Genomic DNA, 16578 nt, shown 5'->3' with positions numbered 1-16578 from the left:
GCCAACCTCAGCAAAAGTTCTGCTTGAATCATACTTTAAACATGCCTTTTTACAGCAAATTTGATAGAATAGAGTTACTAATACAAAGGATAAAAGGATGACAAAGAAGATTATTGCCATTTGGGCTCAGGCAGAGGATGGTCTGATTGGAAAAGACAAGGTCATGCCTTGGCATCTACCAGCAGAATTGCAGCATTTTAAGGCTACAACTACTGGGCATGCTATTTTGATGGGCCGAGTGACCTTTGATGGTCTGCAGCGCCGCGTTTTGCCAAATCGAATCAGTCTGATTTTGAGCAGGGACAAGAACTATCAAGTTGACAATGAGAATGTCTTGCTGTTCAGCAATGTGGAAGATGTCTTGGATTGGTACCACAAGCAGGATAGAAACTTGTATATTATCGGCGGAGCGCAGATTATCAGGGCTTTTGAGCCATATTTGGAAGAATTGATTCAGACTCAGATTGCTGCTAAGTTGGAAGGAGATACCTATTTCCCTGAGACATTTGACTGGGCTCCTTATCAGGAAGTTAGCAGTGAATTTCATGCCAAAGATGAAAAGAATCCTTATGATTTCACTATAAAAAGATACCAAAGGAAGGACTCGTAAGAATGGAACGTAGTATTTTTGGTTTTTTTACGGCCTTTTTATGTGTCATTTGTCTTATTTGTGCCGTTCAAACCTTTCGGAAAAAGCGGTTTGGACTGACGGCTTTATTTTTGCTGAATGCTTTTACAAACTTGGTAAATTCCATTCATGCTTTTTATATGACACTTTTTTAACATGTACGAAAGAAAATAAATAGATTTAGAATTTTAGAATTGGAGTAAACAATGCCTACAAGTCGTAATGATGATATGATGGTTTTTTGTTCTTTCTGTGGGAAGAACCAAGATGAGGTGCAGAAGATTATCGCTGGTAACAATGCCTTTATCTGTAATGAATGTGTGGAGCTGGCGCAGGAAATCATCCGTGAAGAACTAGCTGAGGAAGTGCTGGCGGATCTGTCCGAGGTGCCAAAACCTCAAGAACTGCTTAATATCTTGAACCACTATGTCATCGGGCAAGACCGAGCTAAGCGTGCCTTAGCAGTAGCGGTCTATAATCACTACAAGCGTATTAACTACCACGACAGCCGTGAAGAAGAAGATGTGGAACTGCAAAAGTCAAATATTTTGATGATTGGCCCGACCGGGTCAGGTAAGACCTTCCTGGCGCAGACTTTAGCTCGCAGTCTCAATGTGCCTTTCGCAATTGCGGACGCAACTGCTCTGACTGAAGCTGGTTATGTCGGTGAAGATGTGGAAAATATCCTCCTCAAACTTTTGCAGACAGCTGACTTTAATATTGAACGTGCAGAACGTGGTATTATCTATGTCGATGAGATCGACAAGATTGCTAAGAAAGGTGAGAACGTCTCTATCACCCGTGATGTTTCGGGTGAAGGAGTTCAACAAGCTCTGCTGAAGATTATCGAAGGAACAGTAGCTAGTGTGCCGCCGCAAGGTGGACGCAAGCATCCGCAGCAGGAAATGATTCAGGTTGATACCAAGAATATTCTCTTCATTGTTGGCGGTGCTTTTGATGGTATTGAAGAAATTGTAAAACAGCGCTTGGGTGAGAAAATCATTGGTTTCGGTCAGAATAACCGAGCAATTGACGAAGATGGGTCCTATATGCAGGAAATTATCTCAGAAGATGTTCAAAAATTTGGAATTATTCCTGAGTTAATTGGCCGTTTGCCTGTTTTTGCTGCTCTGGAGCAACTGACAGTTGATGATTTGGTTCGGATTTTGAAAGAGCCTAGAAACGCCCTTATTAAGCAGTATCAGGCACTGCTATCTTATGATGACGTTAAGCTTGAATTTGACGAAGATGCTCTGCAGGAGATTGCTAATAAAGCAATTGAACGTAAAACAGGTGCACGCGGACTTCGATCAATCATCGAAGAAACTATGATGGATGTCATGTTTGAAGTTCCAAGTCAGGAAAATGTCAAACTTGTCCGCATTACCAAAGAAGCAGTAGATGGAACAGATAAGCCTATTCTAGAAACTGCCTAACGAGGTGCTTATGGAAATCAATACACACAATGCTGAGATTTTGCTGAGTGCGGCCAATAAATCGCACTACCCTCAAGATGATATTCCAGAGATTGCCTTAGCTGGCCGATCAAACGTCGGAAAGTCCAGTTTCATCAATACACTTCTCAATCGCAAAAATTTAGCGCGAACTTCAGGAAAACCTGGAAAAACTCAGCTGCTAAACTTTTTCAACATTGATGACAAGCTGCGTTTTGTAGATGTGCCAGGTTATGGCTATGCCCGTGTTTCCAAAAAAGAGCGTGAAAAATGGGGCCGGATGATTGAGGAGTATCTGACCAGTCGTGAAAATCTCAGAGCGGTTGTCAGCCTTGTTGATCTTCGGCATGATCCTAGTGCAGATGATGTGCAAATGTATGAATTTCTGAAATATTATGACATTCCAGTCATTCTAGTAGCGACCAAAGCTGATAAAATCCCTCGCGGAAAATGGAATAAGCACGAGTCAGCTATTAAGAAAAAGCTGGACTTTGACAAAAATGATGATTTCATTCTTTTTTCCTCAGTCACCAAGGATGGCTTAGATGCTGCTTGGGACGCGATTTTGTCAAAAATTTAATAATACGAATTAAATCCAACTCGTTTTCGAGTTGGATTTTTTGAAATAAAACGAAAAATGTCATATACTTGTAAATTATCAATAGTGTTTTTTTAATCTTTAGTATGTTACAATGGTATTATTAACATCTTATTCAGGAGAAGTGCTGTGAAAAAGAGAATTTCAAAAAAAGGTAAGAGAATCCTTTCAGCTTTATTCATCATAACAACAACGATTGCTGTTGGTTTTGTCTTGGCCAAGCATATTAATCCTGCTAGTGCCAATAATAGCGACCAGCAGCCTATGAATCAAACAGACTATTTCATCTCACAAATCGGTGAGCCAGCTCGTCAGTTGGGACAGGATAATGATCTTTATGCTTCTGTTATGATTGCACAGGCTATTTTAGAAAGTGGCTCAGGGCAGTCTGGTCTGTCTGGTGAACCTCATTATAACCTTTTCGGTATCAAAGGTCACTATGATGGTCAGTCTGCTAATATGGAGACTTGGGAAGATGATGGAGAGGGAAATGCTTATACTATCAACGACAGTTTCCGTTCATATCCTAGCTATGTAGAGTCTCTGCAAGACTATGTTACAGTTCTCAAACAGGGGCATTTTGCAGGTGCATGGAAGAGTAATGCGCCAACCTATCAGGATGCAACAGCTGCCCTGACTGGTGTCTATGCGACGGATACCAGCTATAATGCTAAATTGAATTATATTATTGAAAAATACGATTTGACTCGCTTTGATTCACCACTCTATGAGTCTGGTGCTGGCTATATCGTTTACAATCCTTATCGTCAGCAATACACTACTCAAGATATCTTGGATGTCGATACCGCTTGGGCGAATAGATTTTAATGTAGACAACAAAAAAGAGGGAGACCTCTTTTTTTGGTATATATAGGTTTTCTTTATGACCCAAATAAAAAATATATATGATTCCTTACTTTCCTTTATGATACAATAGATAAATAGTAAAAAAATAAAGGAAGTATTATGGCTAAAAAAGATTCAAAACATGAACATTCTCAAAACCACAACTTTGAGAATGAAGGTGAATTTCAGCGTAAAATGACGAGCAGGCATCTCTTTATGCTGTCGCTTGGCGGTGTTATTGGGACAGGTCTTTTTCTCAGTTCTGGTTATACGATTGCTCAGGCAGGACCTTTGGGGGCCATCTTGTCTTATCTAGTTGGAGCAGTGGTGGTTTATCTGGTTATGCTCTCTTTAGGAGAGCTTGCTGTTGCCATGCCAGTGACCGGTTCCTTCCACACTTATGCCACAAAGTTTATCAGTCCGGGCACAGGTTTTGCGGTTGCTTGGCTCTATTGGCTTTGTTGGACGGTGGCTTTAGGAACAGAGTTCTTGGGTGCAGGTATGCTGATGCAACGATGGTTTCCTAGTGTTCCAGCTTGGTTTTTTGCGGCTTTTTTTGCAGCTATAATTTTTGGGATGAACGCTCTTAGTGTTAGATTGTTTGCAGAAGCAGAATTCTACTTTTCAAGCATCAAGGTCATCACGATTATTGTTTTTATTATCTTGGGAATTGGTGCGATATTTGGTCTGATTCCTATGAGTCACCATCAAAACGCGCCTTTCTTCAGTAACTTGACAGCTCACGGAGCTCTTCCTAAAAGCTGGACAGCTCTTTTGTCTATTATGCTGGCAGTAAACTACGCCTTTTCAGGTACAGAACTCATTGGTATTGCTGCAGGAAAAACGGATAATCCGACAGAAGCTGTGCCTAAAGCTATTAAAACAACGATTGGTCGTTTAGTAATTTTCTTTGTTTTGACAATCATTGTTCTAGCTGCTTTGTTACCAGTCAAGGAAGCAGGAGTGACACAGGCTCCTTTCGTAACTGTTTTTGATAAGATTGGTTTACCTTATGCAGCGGATATCATGAATTTTGTTATCTTGACAGCTATTTTGTCAGCGGGAAATTCTGGGCTATATGCTTCTAGTCGTATGCTATGGTCTTTGGCAAATGAAGGAATGATCAGCCGAAAGGTTGTAAAAATTAATCGACATGGTGTACCAATGAGAGCTCTCTTATTATCTATGTTAGGGGCTGCGTTATCACTTTTTGCAAGTTTTTATGCGGCAGACACAGTTTTCCTAGCTTTGGTTTCGATTGCCGGTTTTGCGGTGGTAGTTGTTTGGTTGTCTATTCCCATTGCTCAAATTCATTTTCGCAAAGAATGGCTGAAAGAACATAATGAAGAGGAACTAGCTTTCAAAACTCCCTTCAGTCCTTTCTTGCCTTACATTACGATAGTTCTTTTGGTTCTATCTGTCGTCGGGATTGCTTGGGATAAGTCGCAAAGAGCAGGACTTTATTTTGGTCTACCTTTTGTTGGTCTTTGCTATTTGTATTATTACCTTCGTCATCGTAGTTTTTAGGAGTATTTCATGGGAAAATTTAAAGATTTACTTGAAAACCAAGAAATTATTATTTTAGATGGAGCCTTAGGTACAGAGTTGGAAAGTCTGGGTTATGATGTATCTGGTAAGCTTTGGTCCGCTCAATACCTATTAGACCAGCCTCAGATTATTCAAGATGTGCATGAAAGCTATGTGAGAGCTGGCAGTGACATCATCACTACGTCCAGTTATCAGGCCAGCATTCCAGCATTTATAGAGGCAGGACTAACTCCTGAAAAGGCTTATGATCTTTTGAAAGAGACAGTCTTCTTAGCACAAAAGGCAATCCAAAATGTCTGGCAAGCATTATCTCCAGAAGAGCAAAAGCAGCGATCCTATCCTCTAGTTGCAGGCTCGGTAGGGCCTTATGCTGCCTATTTAGCTGATGGTTCGGAGTATACGGGGGACTACCAGCTGAGCGAAGAGGAATTCCAAGAGTTTCACCGTCCGCGTATTCAAGCTTTGTTAGAAGCGGGCTGTGATTTATTGGCTATTGAAACCATTCCAAATGGAGCAGAAGCGGCAGCAATCCTCCGACTTTTAGCTGAGGAATTTCCGCAGGCTGAGGCTTATTTGTCCTTTGTCGCCCAGTCGGAGAATGCTATATCAGATGGTACTAAGATTGAGGAATTAGGAAACTTGGCTCAAGAAAGTCCACAAGTCTTAGCAGTTGGTTTTAACTGTACAGCTCCACATTTAATTACTCCTTTATTAGATGGGCTTGGACAAGTGTGCAACAAACCTTTTCTGACCTATCCAAACTCTGGCGAAACTTATAATGGCTTGACCAGGACTTGGCATGACAATCCAGAGCAGGAGCGGAGCTTGCTGGAAAATAGTAAACTTTGGCAAAATCAAGGAGTGCGGCTTTTTGGCGGTTGCTGTCGAACACGGCCAGAAGATATTTATCAGTTAGCAAAAGGATTTAAGGTTTGAAAATAGATTTTCAAACCTCTTTTAGAAAATTTAAAAAGGTTCTCGAAAACGCTATCAAAAGAAAGAACTTTGTGATATACTATACATAGTTTAAATTAATAGGAGAAATTTTTATGCCTGAATCGACATTTATCCCTAAAATTGAAGCAGCTTGCCGCAAGAAAGAAGCTTTGTTTGATACAAGCAAGGCCAAGTACGCTGTTCGTTCCATCTTTGCTGGAGCTTTCCTGACCTTTAGTACTGGTGCTGGAGCTATTGCGGCTGATTTGACGAATAAGATCGTTCCAGGAACTGGGCGTTTTCTCTTTCCTTTCATCTTTGCTTGGGGATTGGCTTACATTGTCTTTCTAAATGCAGAGTTGGTGACTTCCAACATGATGTTTCTGACTGCTGGTACCTTTTTGAAGAAGATTGACTGGAAAAAAGCCTTGATGATTTTGCTTTATTGTACCTTTTTCAATCTGATTGGCGCTTTGATTGCCGGCTGGCTCTTTGCTAACTCGGCTGCTTATGCAGGGCTTAGCAAAGATAGTTTCATTTCTGGTGTTGTGCAGATGAAGCTTGCTCGATCTAATGAGCTGATTCTGCTCGAGGGAGTGTTAGCCAATATCTTTGTTAATATTGCTATTCTTTCCTTCGTCTTGGTCAAGGATAGTACAGCTAAGCTCTTCTTAGTTATATCAGCTATTTATATGTTTGTATTCTTGACTAACGAACACTTGGCTGCTAACTTTGTTTCCTTTGCTATCGTGAAATTCAGCTCAGCAGCAGCGGAAGTGCAAAATTTTGGTATTGGAAATATCCTACGCCACTGGGGCGTAACCTTTATCGGTAACCTCATCGGTGGTGGCCTACTCATAGGTTTGCCATACGCTTGGTTTAATAAAAAGGAAGAAAATTACGTAGATTAAAATGCAGCCTTAGGGCTGTATTTTTTTGAAAAAATATTTGGATTTCACTTTTCTAAAGTCTAATTCAAACAAAGATGTCAATACCTTTCAGTTCTCTAGTACGATCTTTGACTAACTTTCTAGTCTCTTCTTTAATTTTTATTGGCTATCAATCTTTAATATCTAAGCAAAAAAGTTGACAGAATTATCGAAGTTTGTTAAATTAATTTGGTATATTATGCAATCAAAAGGAGATGTTATGAATAAGATCACTATTCAGTCACCAGATGGGAGCAAAGTTAAAACCTTGTCACCATCCTACTCTATTACAACGTTACTATTTAGTTTTTTTGTCCCGCTTTTTCGAAAGGACTGGAAATACTTTGGTATTATTTTAGGTTCTTTCTGCGCTTTGCTTGTTATTGCTGTGCTTTTCATTCCAGAAGATTTGTTAAAGCCAACTGGAACAGCCTTTAATTTCTTTTGGACTTTTTTCTATAATCGTTTTTGGATAAAAGATCGTATTTTCAAAGATGGCTGGCTGCCTGTCGATGAAGAAAGCAGAAATCTGCTGAAGAAGACTTTTCCAAATATGTCATAAAATGACTGAAATGAGTTTTTTCTATGATAAACAAAGTTAAATACACAAAAGGGAAATGCGATATAAAAGGAGATAAAGAATTGAGTTTAAGAGGAAATGAGGGAAGTGGGAAAAAGATTTAAGTTTTCGCCGCTTAGAGCTAGAATTTTGTTGATGATTGGTCCAGTAATAAGTGCTATCTTCTTTGGTTTATATTCGTGTAGTTTTATTTATCATACATTAAAAGTAGGATTATCATTTTGGCTAGATATGATTCGTGAAAATTTTATGTCGATTCTTTTCTTTATTTGGATCAATATGAGTTTAGTCGAGTCTATCTATAGAATGATAAAAAATAATCTTTTGTTAAACAGTAATATTCAGGAATTGAGAGATTGCTACCCTGAGCTTGAGAAGGACTGGCAAAATCTTAATGATGCGGATTACCTTGACGAAGATTTGCAAGTTTTGGTCTATGCCGATCATCTCATTTGTTACAGGACATTTGATATTGCCTACCTACCAGAATGTTCTAAGATAGATGCATTTATGAAGATGCATCGTTTTAGAGGTCATCGTAAGGTGAGACGAGTTCATTTTTCTGCATGGTATCTTGATGGCAGTGAATCTGAACTCCGTACAAATGAGTTTCGAAGTTTTGTTGGAATGAATCAGAATGCTCATAAAGACGCCTTATTTGATTATTTAAGAGAGAACTTTGATTATATTGAACTCGAAACTTTCGACTAAGGGAAAGAAGTAGATATTAGTCAAGTAAGAGATTTGCGGGATAGTAATATTAAATTCAAAAAGATTGCTTAAAAGACTTGCAATCTTTTTTTTCTTTTGCTATAATTATCAATGGTTTGAAAAAACTGCCTAAGACAGTAGGGGAGCTAGACTCATAAAGATCCTACCGAGGACAAAACGTATCATGTAAAAAGAAGCGTATTGTACTTTCGTGTCTAGGTTTGGGCGCGTTTTTCTTTTGGAAAATTCCCCAAGCAAAATAATTACGGAGGTGAAACACTAAATGAGTGAAGCTATTATTGCTAAAAAAGCGGAACTGGTTGACGCAGTTGCTGAGAAAATGAAAGCTGCTGCATCTATCGTCGTTGTCGACGCTCGTGGTTTGACTGTTGAGCAAGATACCGTTCTTCGTCGTGAGCTTCGTGGAAGCGAAGTTGAGTACAAAGTTATCAAAAACTCAATCTTGCGTCGTGCAGCTGAAAAAGCTGGACTTGAAGACTTGGCATCTGTTTTTGTTGGACCATCTGCAGTAGCATTTTCTAACGAAGATGTTGTTGCTCCAGCGAAAATCTTGAACGACTTTGCTAAGAACGCTGATGCACTTGAAATCAAGGGTGGTGCAATTGAAGGCGTTGTCGCATCAAAAGAAGAGATTCTTGCACTTGCAACTCTTCCAAACCGCGAAGGACTTCTTTCTATGCTCCTTTCTGTACTTCAAGCGCCAGTTCGCAACGTTGCACTTGCTGTCAAAGCAGTTGCAGACAACAAAGAAGACGCAGCTTAATCTTAAGCTACGCAGCGTAGCCTAGCTACGAAAAAAATATTATAAATTTAAAAATTATTTGGAGGAAATAACAATGGCATTGAACATTGAAAACATTATTGCTGAAATTAAAGAAGCTTCAATCCTTGAATTGAACGACCTTGTAAAAGCTATCGAAGAAGAATTTGGTGTAACTGCAGCTGCTCCTGTAGCTGTAGCTGCTGCTGGTGCTGGTGAAGCTGCCGCTGCTAAAGATTCATTTGACGTTGAATTGACTGCAGCTGGTGACAAGAAAGTCGGCGTTATCAAAGTTGTACGTGAAATCACTGGTCTTGGCCTTAAAGAAGCTAAAGAACTTGTTGATGGTGCACCAAACGTTATCAAAGAAGGCGTTGCTGCAGCAGAAGCTGAAGAACTTAAAGCTAAATTGGAAGAAGCTGGTGCTTCTGTTACTCTTAAATAATAGAGTTTCCAATCATAGAAATCAACCAAGTCGAAAGACTTGGTTTTTTGTATCCAAAAATCATTTTTATGTTAAAACGCTAACAAAAAATAGGATTGTATGATATAATTTAGACAGATTATTGCGATTTAGGAGATATTATGAATAAGATAAAAATCATCAGCAATCCTTATGAAAAAAGGGTTTTATTTGAGCGTTGGAATAATCAGCTGAATTCATGGACATCTATTGACGAGGATAGTAATTCTAATAGCAAACTGATTAGTAGTGAGTATCAAATTGGATTTTTTCCTTTTAAAGTTTATGAGATTATAAATCAAATAATTACTGAATACTCTAATCCCGATGATGTATTGTCTATCTGTTTTTCAGGTAGTGATGATGAGTATCAAGAACTAGAACGTTTGGTTACGGATATTAAGTTTGAGAATATTCAACTCGAAAAATCAGAAAATTATCTAGAAAATGCTAGAGATGTTTTGCCTGAAATAAATCGGATTTTTCAAAAATTAGATCCTTTAATAACAAAAAACATTGAGGATGAGAGTGGTGAGATACAGCAACAATTAAAGAAGTTTTCAGATGCTTCTAATGATATTGTACCAATTTGTGTTTTAGGAACTTATAGTGCCGGTAAATCAACATTTATTAATTCATTGATTGGTTGCGAACTACTACCTAGTGCAGAAACACCTGTTACGGCGAAAGTCTACAAATTATCTTCTACTCCTTATAAGGATAGAGCAAGTATTCGAATTTCTTTTAAAGAAAAAGAAGCTAGAATCTTATTTCGAGATAATGAACTAGTTGTGCATGGCCTAGAAGATGGAAAAGAATTATTAGCTTCAATTAATGAGGTTTTGGATGAAGAGAAACCAACTTCAATTATTGAAAAAGTACGTTTTGTTTTGGAAGAATTAAATGATGTTTCTGATTCTGAATTAGGTGATTTAATTGAAATTGAGATTCCTTTTAGCAGAAGTGCTCTAGATGATATAAATTATAAAATTGCTATTTTTGATACTCCAGGTTCAAATTCTTCTACTAATCTCCAACATTCGGATGTTCTGGACAAGGCTATGAAAGGGATGTCTAATGGTCTTCCAATTTTTGTGACAGATAGCAGTTCAATGGACAGTACAGATAATGATAATTTAAAAGATAAGCTAAAAAAAGTTGCAGGACTAGACAGCCGTTTTACAATGATAGTCGTGAATAAGGCTGAAACTGCAGATATTAGTTTGAGAAGGTTTAAAAAAGAATCTTTTAAACAAAAGATTATGAATCAATCGATCCCTCGTGAGTTATATGCTCAGGGAATATTTTATGTATCGTCAATACTCGGTTTAGGGTCCAAGTTAGATGGCAAACTCAAGGGAGAATTCTACTCGGAATTATTCGATACCTACAAAGCTAAGTATTCAGATCCAGAAAACGATTATTATAAGAGGTTGTTTGATTTTAATCTCCTTCCTAGACAGATGATTCCTTCAATGATTAAGACTGCAGAATCTAGTTCTAACATTATCTATGCTAATAGTGGTTTATTAACCATTGAAGATACAATTAAGAATTTTGTGAATAAATATTCTCACTACGACAAGTGTCAACAAGCCATGGATACTTTGAACCAACTGATTGGTATTACGGATAGAGAAATCGAAGAGAAAAGTAAAGAACTGAATGGTCGTAAGCTAGAATTACAGAATAAACTTGATTCTCAAAAATCTGAAATTCTTGAAACAATTGATAAAAGTATATCTCAGGAAAGGGAAGACTATACTAGCCGATACCCTGAGGAAATGCTGAGTTATTTACAAAGTTTGACCCAGAATTTAAAAAAGGAAAGAGCGGAGTCGGAGTCTTTGTATAAGGATTTCCATGAACATTTAGCTCTTGAGTATCCTGAAGTAATTGTTGATGATACTCGTTCAGGATTAGATGTCATTTCAAAATTTAAAGGGCATATAGAAGATTCATTTAATAATTATAAGCTAAGTGATGATAGACGAAGAAAGCTTGAAGAACAAGCTTCAACAGAAGTGCTTAATGTTATTAAGCAACAGTTCAGTGAAAATTTGGTTACCGCAAAGGAGCATTTCAACCAATTTTCAAAAGAGTTTTGGCTAAATGCTACAGCTGATGTTCGAAAAGAGTTAGAGAAAGTCATTTCAGGTGATTTGGATCTACAGCCAGAGAAAAGAAAATCGATTTCAGAAATTATTATTTCTTACGAAGAAATTGATTTTAATCAGTTTGATTTAGGGAAATTTAATAGAGATGAATTAAGTTATATTTTTAGAATTGGTGACTATCGACTAAAATCAAATAAGATTAATATTTCAGGTCTGACTAATACTTATAATAAAGAATTCAAAGCTAAATTTACTGAATTCAGTGAGAGTATTTGCTCAGAACACGAACGTAAATTTAACAATTGGATGCAGGATTTGGGAATTCTTATCAAAAGTAATATTATTGAATTTAGTCCAGAATTGAAGGGATTAGACCAGAAAATTCAAAAGATTATTAAAGAAATTTACAGTCTTGAAGAACAGCAAAAGCAGATTAAAACTTATGTAAATGAAATCAAGCGAATGATATCTTGGAAATAAGTGGAGATGTATTTTGAGGGAAGGTTATGGGGATCAAAAATTTAATTAATAAGGCTGGAGCAAAAGCTGCGGACAAACTGGCAAAGCTATCTGCCTTGAGTCCAGAACAGTTGAAAGCTGTTGAAGAGCAAAAGGAAAAATACCTTGCAGATCGACCGGACGTAACTGATGAGGAATTGACCAACAGGCTATTGGCGTCATGTGGCGTTGAGGTGTTTAACTCCTATTTAGAACAGATAAAAGAGCTGTACGTTCCTTTGGAAAATTCTGCTGAATATAACGAAGATTTCAATCCAGCATATAATATCCGTTATCTTAATATAACGAAATGGGTTACAGATAAGCGGGAAAATAGTCTGGAAAAATTAGTAAATGTCTATGAGGTACTTTCTAATGAACGCTGCAATATTGCTCTAGTCTTTCATCGTACAGAGAATGATACGAAAGTCTATCTAGCAGTAATTAACACTGAGAATGCCAATGATAATGTCAATGTTGAGAATTATAAAAAGCGACTTCTAGAAGCTATAAAAGGAAATTTCCCTGGTTCAACAGTCAAAGAAGAGATTGGTCGTGGACGCATACCTTGCCTGAATAATCAAAAATCATATTCGGTAGCTACAGTATCTAATCTTCCAGCAGCTAAATCTGAAAAGTTTATTAGCCAAACAATTGAAAAATTGATTGATGGCATCATTCCTGAGGGACCTAGTCAAGACTATACCTTGATTCTTTTGGCGAGTCCGATTCAGGATGTAGAAAATCGCAAGCTGAGGCTTTCTGAGTTATATTCTGCTTTAGCTCCTTTCGAGAAATGGCAGACTAGCTACACTTTCACTGAATCTGATGCAACAACTTCCATGGCGACTTTCGGAGTTAATGTTGGTGCCAGTGCGGGTATCCAGCATGGTCAAAATCAAGCTGTCAATCAGTCTTCTGGAACTACTCAGTCTAGCGGAGATTCAACGACAGATTCAAGTGGTCAGACTGATGGCACTAATAGCAGTCATACTAGTGGTAGCAACAAAGGTTCATCGGATACTGCTGGTGGAGGAGTAAGTTTTATCGGACACGCTGAATACAGTCATTCTTGGAACAGAGGGGCCTCTGTTTCTGATACTGTAGGAAAAAATGTTGCTAAGACAGTCGGAAAAGCTGTTACTAAAACTGCTGGTAGAGCTATCTCCAAAACTTTGGGAAAGACGGCGGGAGTTTCTCGAGCTGTGAATTTCGGTTCCAACATCGGAGCAAATTTTGCCCGTGCCTCAAATGTAACAGCTACGGTTGGTAAGAATGAAGGAATTAATCAGTTCTTTATGAACCATAATATTCATCATGCATTATCGGTTTTGGATAATCAGATGAAGCGATTTGAAAAAGGAACTGCTCTGGGTATGTGGGAGTTTGCTGCTTATGTACTTAGCGAAGACCAGAATATAGCAAATAATGTCGCTCATACTTACCTAGCTCTAACTCAGGGGGAAGAATCATACATGAGTAAATCATCCGTTAATCTGTGGCGTGGTGATATGGGAGATAGCAGCGGCGATACTCAAGAAATTGTCCACTATTTGAGGGATTTGCGACATCCAATATTTGCATTGAATCCTAATATTTTAGAAAATGACTCAACTTATTATGTCTATCCATCTTTGGTTACTCCTACAGTTCCTTTGTCTGGTCAGGAGTTAGCTTATTCTTTGAATTTTCCTCAAAAATCTATACCAGGCCTACCAATTATAGAATGCACTGAATTTGGTCGAAATATCGTTTCTTATGATTTAAATGATGAAACGGAACAAAAAATCCGTTTAGGGAATATTTTTCATATGAACCGCGAGGAAAGAGTTTCAGTAGATTTATCTTTGAATTCTTTAACGTCCCATTCTTTTATAACAGGAAGCACAGGATCTGGTAAGAGTAATACTATTTACCAGCTTTTAAGCGAAGCAAGGGAAAATAATGTCAAGTTTCTTGTTGTAGAGCCTGCAAAAGGGGAGTATAAACATGTCTTTGGCCAGGAAAAGGATGTAGCAGTATATGGCACGAATCCGAAATTAACTCCTTTGCTCAGATTGAATCCTTTTAGTTTTTCTAAGGAAATTCATATTTTAGAACATCTGGATCGTTTAATTGAAATTTTCAATGTATGTTGGCCTATGTATGCTGCTATGCCAGCGGTCTTAAAAAAAGCAGTTGAAAAGTCGTATATAGATTGTGGATGGGACTTGATTCAATCAAGAAATTCTTATGGTACAATTTATCCAACATTTGGAGACGTTGCTGAAAATATAAAAGAAATTATTGACTCTAGTGAGTATGATAGCGAGAATAAAGGCGCTTATAAAGGATCTTTATTGACTAGAATTGAATCTTTAACAAATGGTATAAATGGAATCATTTTTTCTCAAGATGAACTATCTGAACAGCAATTATTTGATTCAAATGTGATTATAGATTTAAGTCGGGTTGGATCTAGTGAGACCAAATCCTTAATAATGGGAATATTAGTCTTGAAACTGCAAGAATATAGAATGTCTCAAGAAGAGATGAATTCTTCGCTTCGTCACCTTACAGTCTTGGAAGAAGCTCATAATCTATTGAAAAGAACTTCAACTGAACAGTCTTCAGAATCAAGCAATCTTCTTGGAAAAAGTGTTGAAATGCTCGCTAATGCTATTGCAGAAATGCGTACTTATGGAGAAGGGTTTATTATAGCTGATCAAGCACCAGGACTTCTAGATTTATCTGTTATTCGTAATACCAATACTAAAATTATAATGCGTCTTCCTGATTTCTCTGACCGAGAGCTGGTTGGTAGATCTGCAAATCTAAATGATGACCAAATTTTGGAATTAGCGAAATTACCAAAAGGTGTTGCAGCTGTTTATCAAAATGAATGGATTCAGCCGGTCTTGTGCAAGGTTGAGAAATATGATAGTAATCTCGAAAGTTATCAATATAGTAAAGAGTCACTGAATGAATCAAAATCTTATTCAGATGTTTATTTGAAAATCAGTAAATTTTTGACTGGAAATGAAAAGATAGAGAATATAGATATTGAAAAACTAAGAGATGATTTGTTTGGAGCTCCTATCAGTGGTAAATCTATTCATAAAATTTTAGGGTATCTTGATGAGCAGATTTACGAGGTGAAGATGCTTCAGGTTGCTCCAATTATTTCGGAGTTTTATCCGAGTCTTTTAGAAAAGGCGCGAGAAGTAAATCAAAAGTGTAAGGATAAAAGAACTATTACCTATGAAGTCGTTAATGAGTTTAATAGGCTGGTAGATGGACCAATTACTCAGCAAGAGCGATTAAATATTATTCAAGCAATTTTGACACAGCTATATGTTCATGAGCTAAATAATAATGCTAGTTTAGAAGAGTGGAAACAAAAGGGAGGTTTATTGTGAGTATCGAAAAAATGAATCAATCTGGTTTAAAAGAGAGTATGACGAAAATAGAAAATGAGCCCTCTTCTTTTAATCCTAATCAAAGGTTGGAAGTAAGTAGGGAATCTGAATTAAAAGGTGAAGAGTCAGCTCTTCACGAAAAAACTCCGCTTAACCAGCACGATAAGCAAGAGCTAAAAACTGAGACAAGGTGGTCAGTGGGCATTGTTGATAATATCCGCTGGAAAGAAGAGGCGGCTGTTTATAAAGGATTAAATGTAATCGAAAAAGATGTAAATGGCCGAGCCTGTTTTCAAAGGACTGATATTGACTATAAGATAAAGGATGAATTCGGAAAAACTAATAAAGAGCGTATGCTTGAAGGAAAAGCTCCACTAATGAATGGTAAGCCAGTTGAGCTTCATCACATAGGACAGAAACAAGATTCACCTTTAGCTGAATTAACTCATGATGAGCATAAGGGGAATTACAGACTATTACACGAAGTACCTCCGCAGACGTCAGAGATCGATAGAAGAGCTTTTGCAAAAGAAAAAGCAAATTATTGGAAAATGAGAGGAGAGGAAATATAATGTCAAAAATTAGCGATGAATTGAAACTTGTCTCAGGACTAGAAGCTACCAAAGGTGCGAGCGATGAACAAATTTTAAAGGCTCAAAATAAGCTTACAATAAAATTTTCTACAGACTATATTGATTATTTAAGAGAGTTCGGAGTAGTAAATTTCTTTGGGACAGAATGGCAGGGTTTGAACGGACCAGAATATCTTAATGTTGTAAAATCAACGCTAGAGGCTCGTGAAACATATCCGGACTTTCCAATAAATATGTTTATTTTGGAAGATTTGGGATTTGATGGAATACTAATTTTGTTAGATACTAACGGTTCTGTCTTTGAATGGCAATATGGCTCATGTAAAAAGCTTTATTCCAGTATGTCCGAATACTTAAAGGAGTGTGTTGCAAGAAAAGAGTAGATTTTTTTGATACTTTAATTATTTAGGGGGATAAAGGCGCTATATTTTAAATTAAAAACATACGTTGTCTTTATGTGTTATATAGAAGCTCTAGTTTGTATTATTAGGGGGATTC

Annotated in this window: 15 protein-coding genes and 1 other annotated feature; all 15 genes read left to right on the top strand. The window is 37.4% G+C overall.

Going from position 1 to position 16578, the window contains the following annotated elements:
* Window positions 1-97 precede the first annotated feature (97 nt).
* Entirely contained in the window at window positions 98-610 is a 513-nt protein-coding gene (locus tag RG608_RS00600) for a dihydrofolate reductase (protein WP_268686666.1), read from the top strand.
* Between the two features lie 224 nt (window positions 611-834).
* Entirely contained in the window at window positions 835-2064 is a 1230-nt protein-coding gene (gene clpX, locus RG608_RS00595) for an ATP-dependent Clp protease ATP-binding subunit ClpX (RefSeq protein WP_268686667.1), read from the top strand.
* Between the two features lie 10 nt (window positions 2065-2074).
* A complete protein-coding gene (gene yihA, locus RG608_RS00590; protein WP_002915299.1) occupies window positions 2075-2662 on the top strand; it encodes a ribosome biogenesis GTP-binding protein YihA/YsxC in 588 nt (195 codons plus the stop codon).
* 147 nt (window positions 2663-2809) lie between these two features.
* Window positions 2810-3508, top strand: coding sequence for a glucosaminidase domain-containing protein (locus RG608_RS00585; protein WP_268686668.1), 699 nt, complete (start codon window positions 2810-2812; stop codon window positions 3506-3508).
* A gap of 138 nt (window positions 3509-3646) precedes the next feature.
* On the top strand, window positions 3647-5053 hold the full coding sequence (locus tag RG608_RS00580) for an amino acid permease (RefSeq protein WP_308946396.1): 1407 nt from the start codon (window positions 3647-3649) through the stop codon (window positions 5051-5053).
* A 9-nt stretch (window positions 5054-5062) separates the two neighbouring features.
* Window positions 5063-6010 (top strand): homocysteine S-methyltransferase, encoded by a 948-nt coding sequence (gene mmuM, locus RG608_RS00575; protein ID WP_268686670.1) that lies wholly within the window; start codon window positions 5063-5065, stop codon window positions 6008-6010.
* A gap of 113 nt (window positions 6011-6123) precedes the next feature.
* A complete protein-coding gene (locus RG608_RS00570; protein ID WP_308946395.1) occupies window positions 6124-6921 on the top strand; it encodes a formate/nitrite transporter family protein in 798 nt (265 codons plus the stop codon).
* Window positions 6922-7159: 238 nt separating this feature from the next.
* The gene (locus RG608_RS00565) at window positions 7160-7501 is read left to right on the top strand and encodes a hypothetical protein (protein WP_308946460.1); all 342 of its coding nucleotides are present in this window, start codon (window positions 7160-7162) and stop codon (window positions 7499-7501) included.
* 105 nt (window positions 7502-7606) lie between these two features.
* The gene (locus RG608_RS00560) at window positions 7607-8230 is read left to right on the top strand and encodes a hypothetical protein (protein WP_268686672.1); all 624 of its coding nucleotides are present in this window, start codon (window positions 7607-7609) and stop codon (window positions 8228-8230) included.
* A gap of 110 nt (window positions 8231-8340) precedes the next feature.
* Window positions 8341-8476 (top strand) — a sequence feature (ribosomal protein L10 leader region).
* Between the two features lie 37 nt (window positions 8477-8513).
* A complete protein-coding gene (gene rplJ, locus RG608_RS00555) occupies window positions 8514-9014 on the top strand; it encodes a 50S ribosomal protein L10 (RefSeq protein WP_268686673.1) in 501 nt (166 codons plus the stop codon).
* A 73-nt stretch (window positions 9015-9087) separates the two neighbouring features.
* On the top strand, window positions 9088-9456 hold the full coding sequence (gene rplL / locus RG608_RS00550) for a 50S ribosomal protein L7/L12 (RefSeq protein WP_002895571.1): 369 nt from the start codon (window positions 9088-9090) through the stop codon (window positions 9454-9456).
* Window positions 9457-9596: 140 nt separating this feature from the next.
* Window positions 9597-12071, top strand: a complete 2475-nt coding sequence (locus RG608_RS00545; RefSeq protein ID WP_308946392.1) for a dynamin family protein — start codon at window positions 9597-9599, stop codon at window positions 12069-12071.
* Window positions 12072-12097: 26 nt separating this feature from the next.
* Window positions 12098-15487 (top strand): ATP-binding protein, encoded by a 3390-nt coding sequence (locus RG608_RS00540; RefSeq protein ID WP_268686675.1) that lies wholly within the window; start codon window positions 12098-12100, stop codon window positions 15485-15487.
* Window positions 15484-16059, top strand: a complete 576-nt coding sequence (locus RG608_RS00535) for an HNH/ENDO VII family nuclease (RefSeq protein WP_374989830.1) — start codon at window positions 15484-15486, stop codon at window positions 16057-16059. The genes RG608_RS00540 and RG608_RS00535 overlap by 4 nt, the downstream gene beginning before the upstream one ends.
* Window positions 16059-16463 (top strand): SMI1/KNR4 family protein, encoded by a 405-nt coding sequence (locus RG608_RS00530; protein ID WP_268686677.1) that lies wholly within the window; start codon window positions 16059-16061, stop codon window positions 16461-16463. Before RG608_RS00535 ends, RG608_RS00530 begins: the two co-directional genes overlap by 1 nt.
* Window positions 16464-16578 lie beyond the last annotated feature (115 nt).

It is taken from the genome of Streptococcus sp. IsoGale022, assembly GCF_031142805.1.
Lineage (GTDB): Bacteria > Bacillota > Bacilli > Lactobacillales > Streptococcaceae > Streptococcus > Streptococcus sanguinis_A.
Note: the sequence above shows the minus strand (reverse complement) of the source record. Positions and strands in the feature narration are given on the sequence as shown.

What these genes read in the sequence shown, in the direction of transcription:
- RG608_RS00600 (WP_268686666.1), top strand. Translation starts at nt 98, where the DNA reads ATGACAAAGAAGATTATTGCCATTTGGGCTCAGGCAGAGGATGGTCTG.
- clpX (WP_268686667.1), top strand. Translation starts at nt 835, where the DNA reads ATGCCTACAAGTCGTAATGATGATATGATGGTTTTTTGTTCTTTCTGT.
- yihA (WP_002915299.1), top strand. Translation starts at nt 2,075, where the DNA reads ATGGAAATCAATACACACAATGCTGAGATTTTGCTGAGTGCGGCCAAT.
- RG608_RS00580 (WP_308946396.1), top strand. Translation starts at nt 3,647, where the DNA reads ATGGCTAAAAAAGATTCAAAACATGAACATTCTCAAAACCACAACTTT.
- mmuM (WP_268686670.1), top strand. Translation starts at nt 5,063, where the DNA reads ATGGGAAAATTTAAAGATTTACTTGAAAACCAAGAAATTATTATTTTA.
- RG608_RS00570 (WP_308946395.1), top strand. Translation starts at nt 6,124, where the DNA reads ATGCCTGAATCGACATTTATCCCTAAAATTGAAGCAGCTTGCCGCAAG.
- RG608_RS00565 (WP_308946460.1), top strand. Translation starts at nt 7,160, where the DNA reads ATGAATAAGATCACTATTCAGTCACCAGATGGGAGCAAAGTTAAAACC.
- rplJ (WP_268686673.1), top strand. Translation starts at nt 8,514, where the DNA reads ATGAGTGAAGCTATTATTGCTAAAAAAGCGGAACTGGTTGACGCAGTT.
- rplL (WP_002895571.1), top strand. Translation starts at nt 9,088, where the DNA reads ATGGCATTGAACATTGAAAACATTATTGCTGAAATTAAAGAAGCTTCA.
- RG608_RS00545 (WP_308946392.1), top strand. Translation starts at nt 9,597, where the DNA reads ATGAATAAGATAAAAATCATCAGCAATCCTTATGAAAAAAGGGTTTTA.
- RG608_RS00540 (WP_268686675.1), top strand. Translation starts at nt 12,098, where the DNA reads ATGGGGATCAAAAATTTAATTAATAAGGCTGGAGCAAAAGCTGCGGAC.
- RG608_RS00530 (WP_268686677.1), top strand. Translation starts at nt 16,059, where the DNA reads ATGTCAAAAATTAGCGATGAATTGAAACTTGTCTCAGGACTAGAAGCT.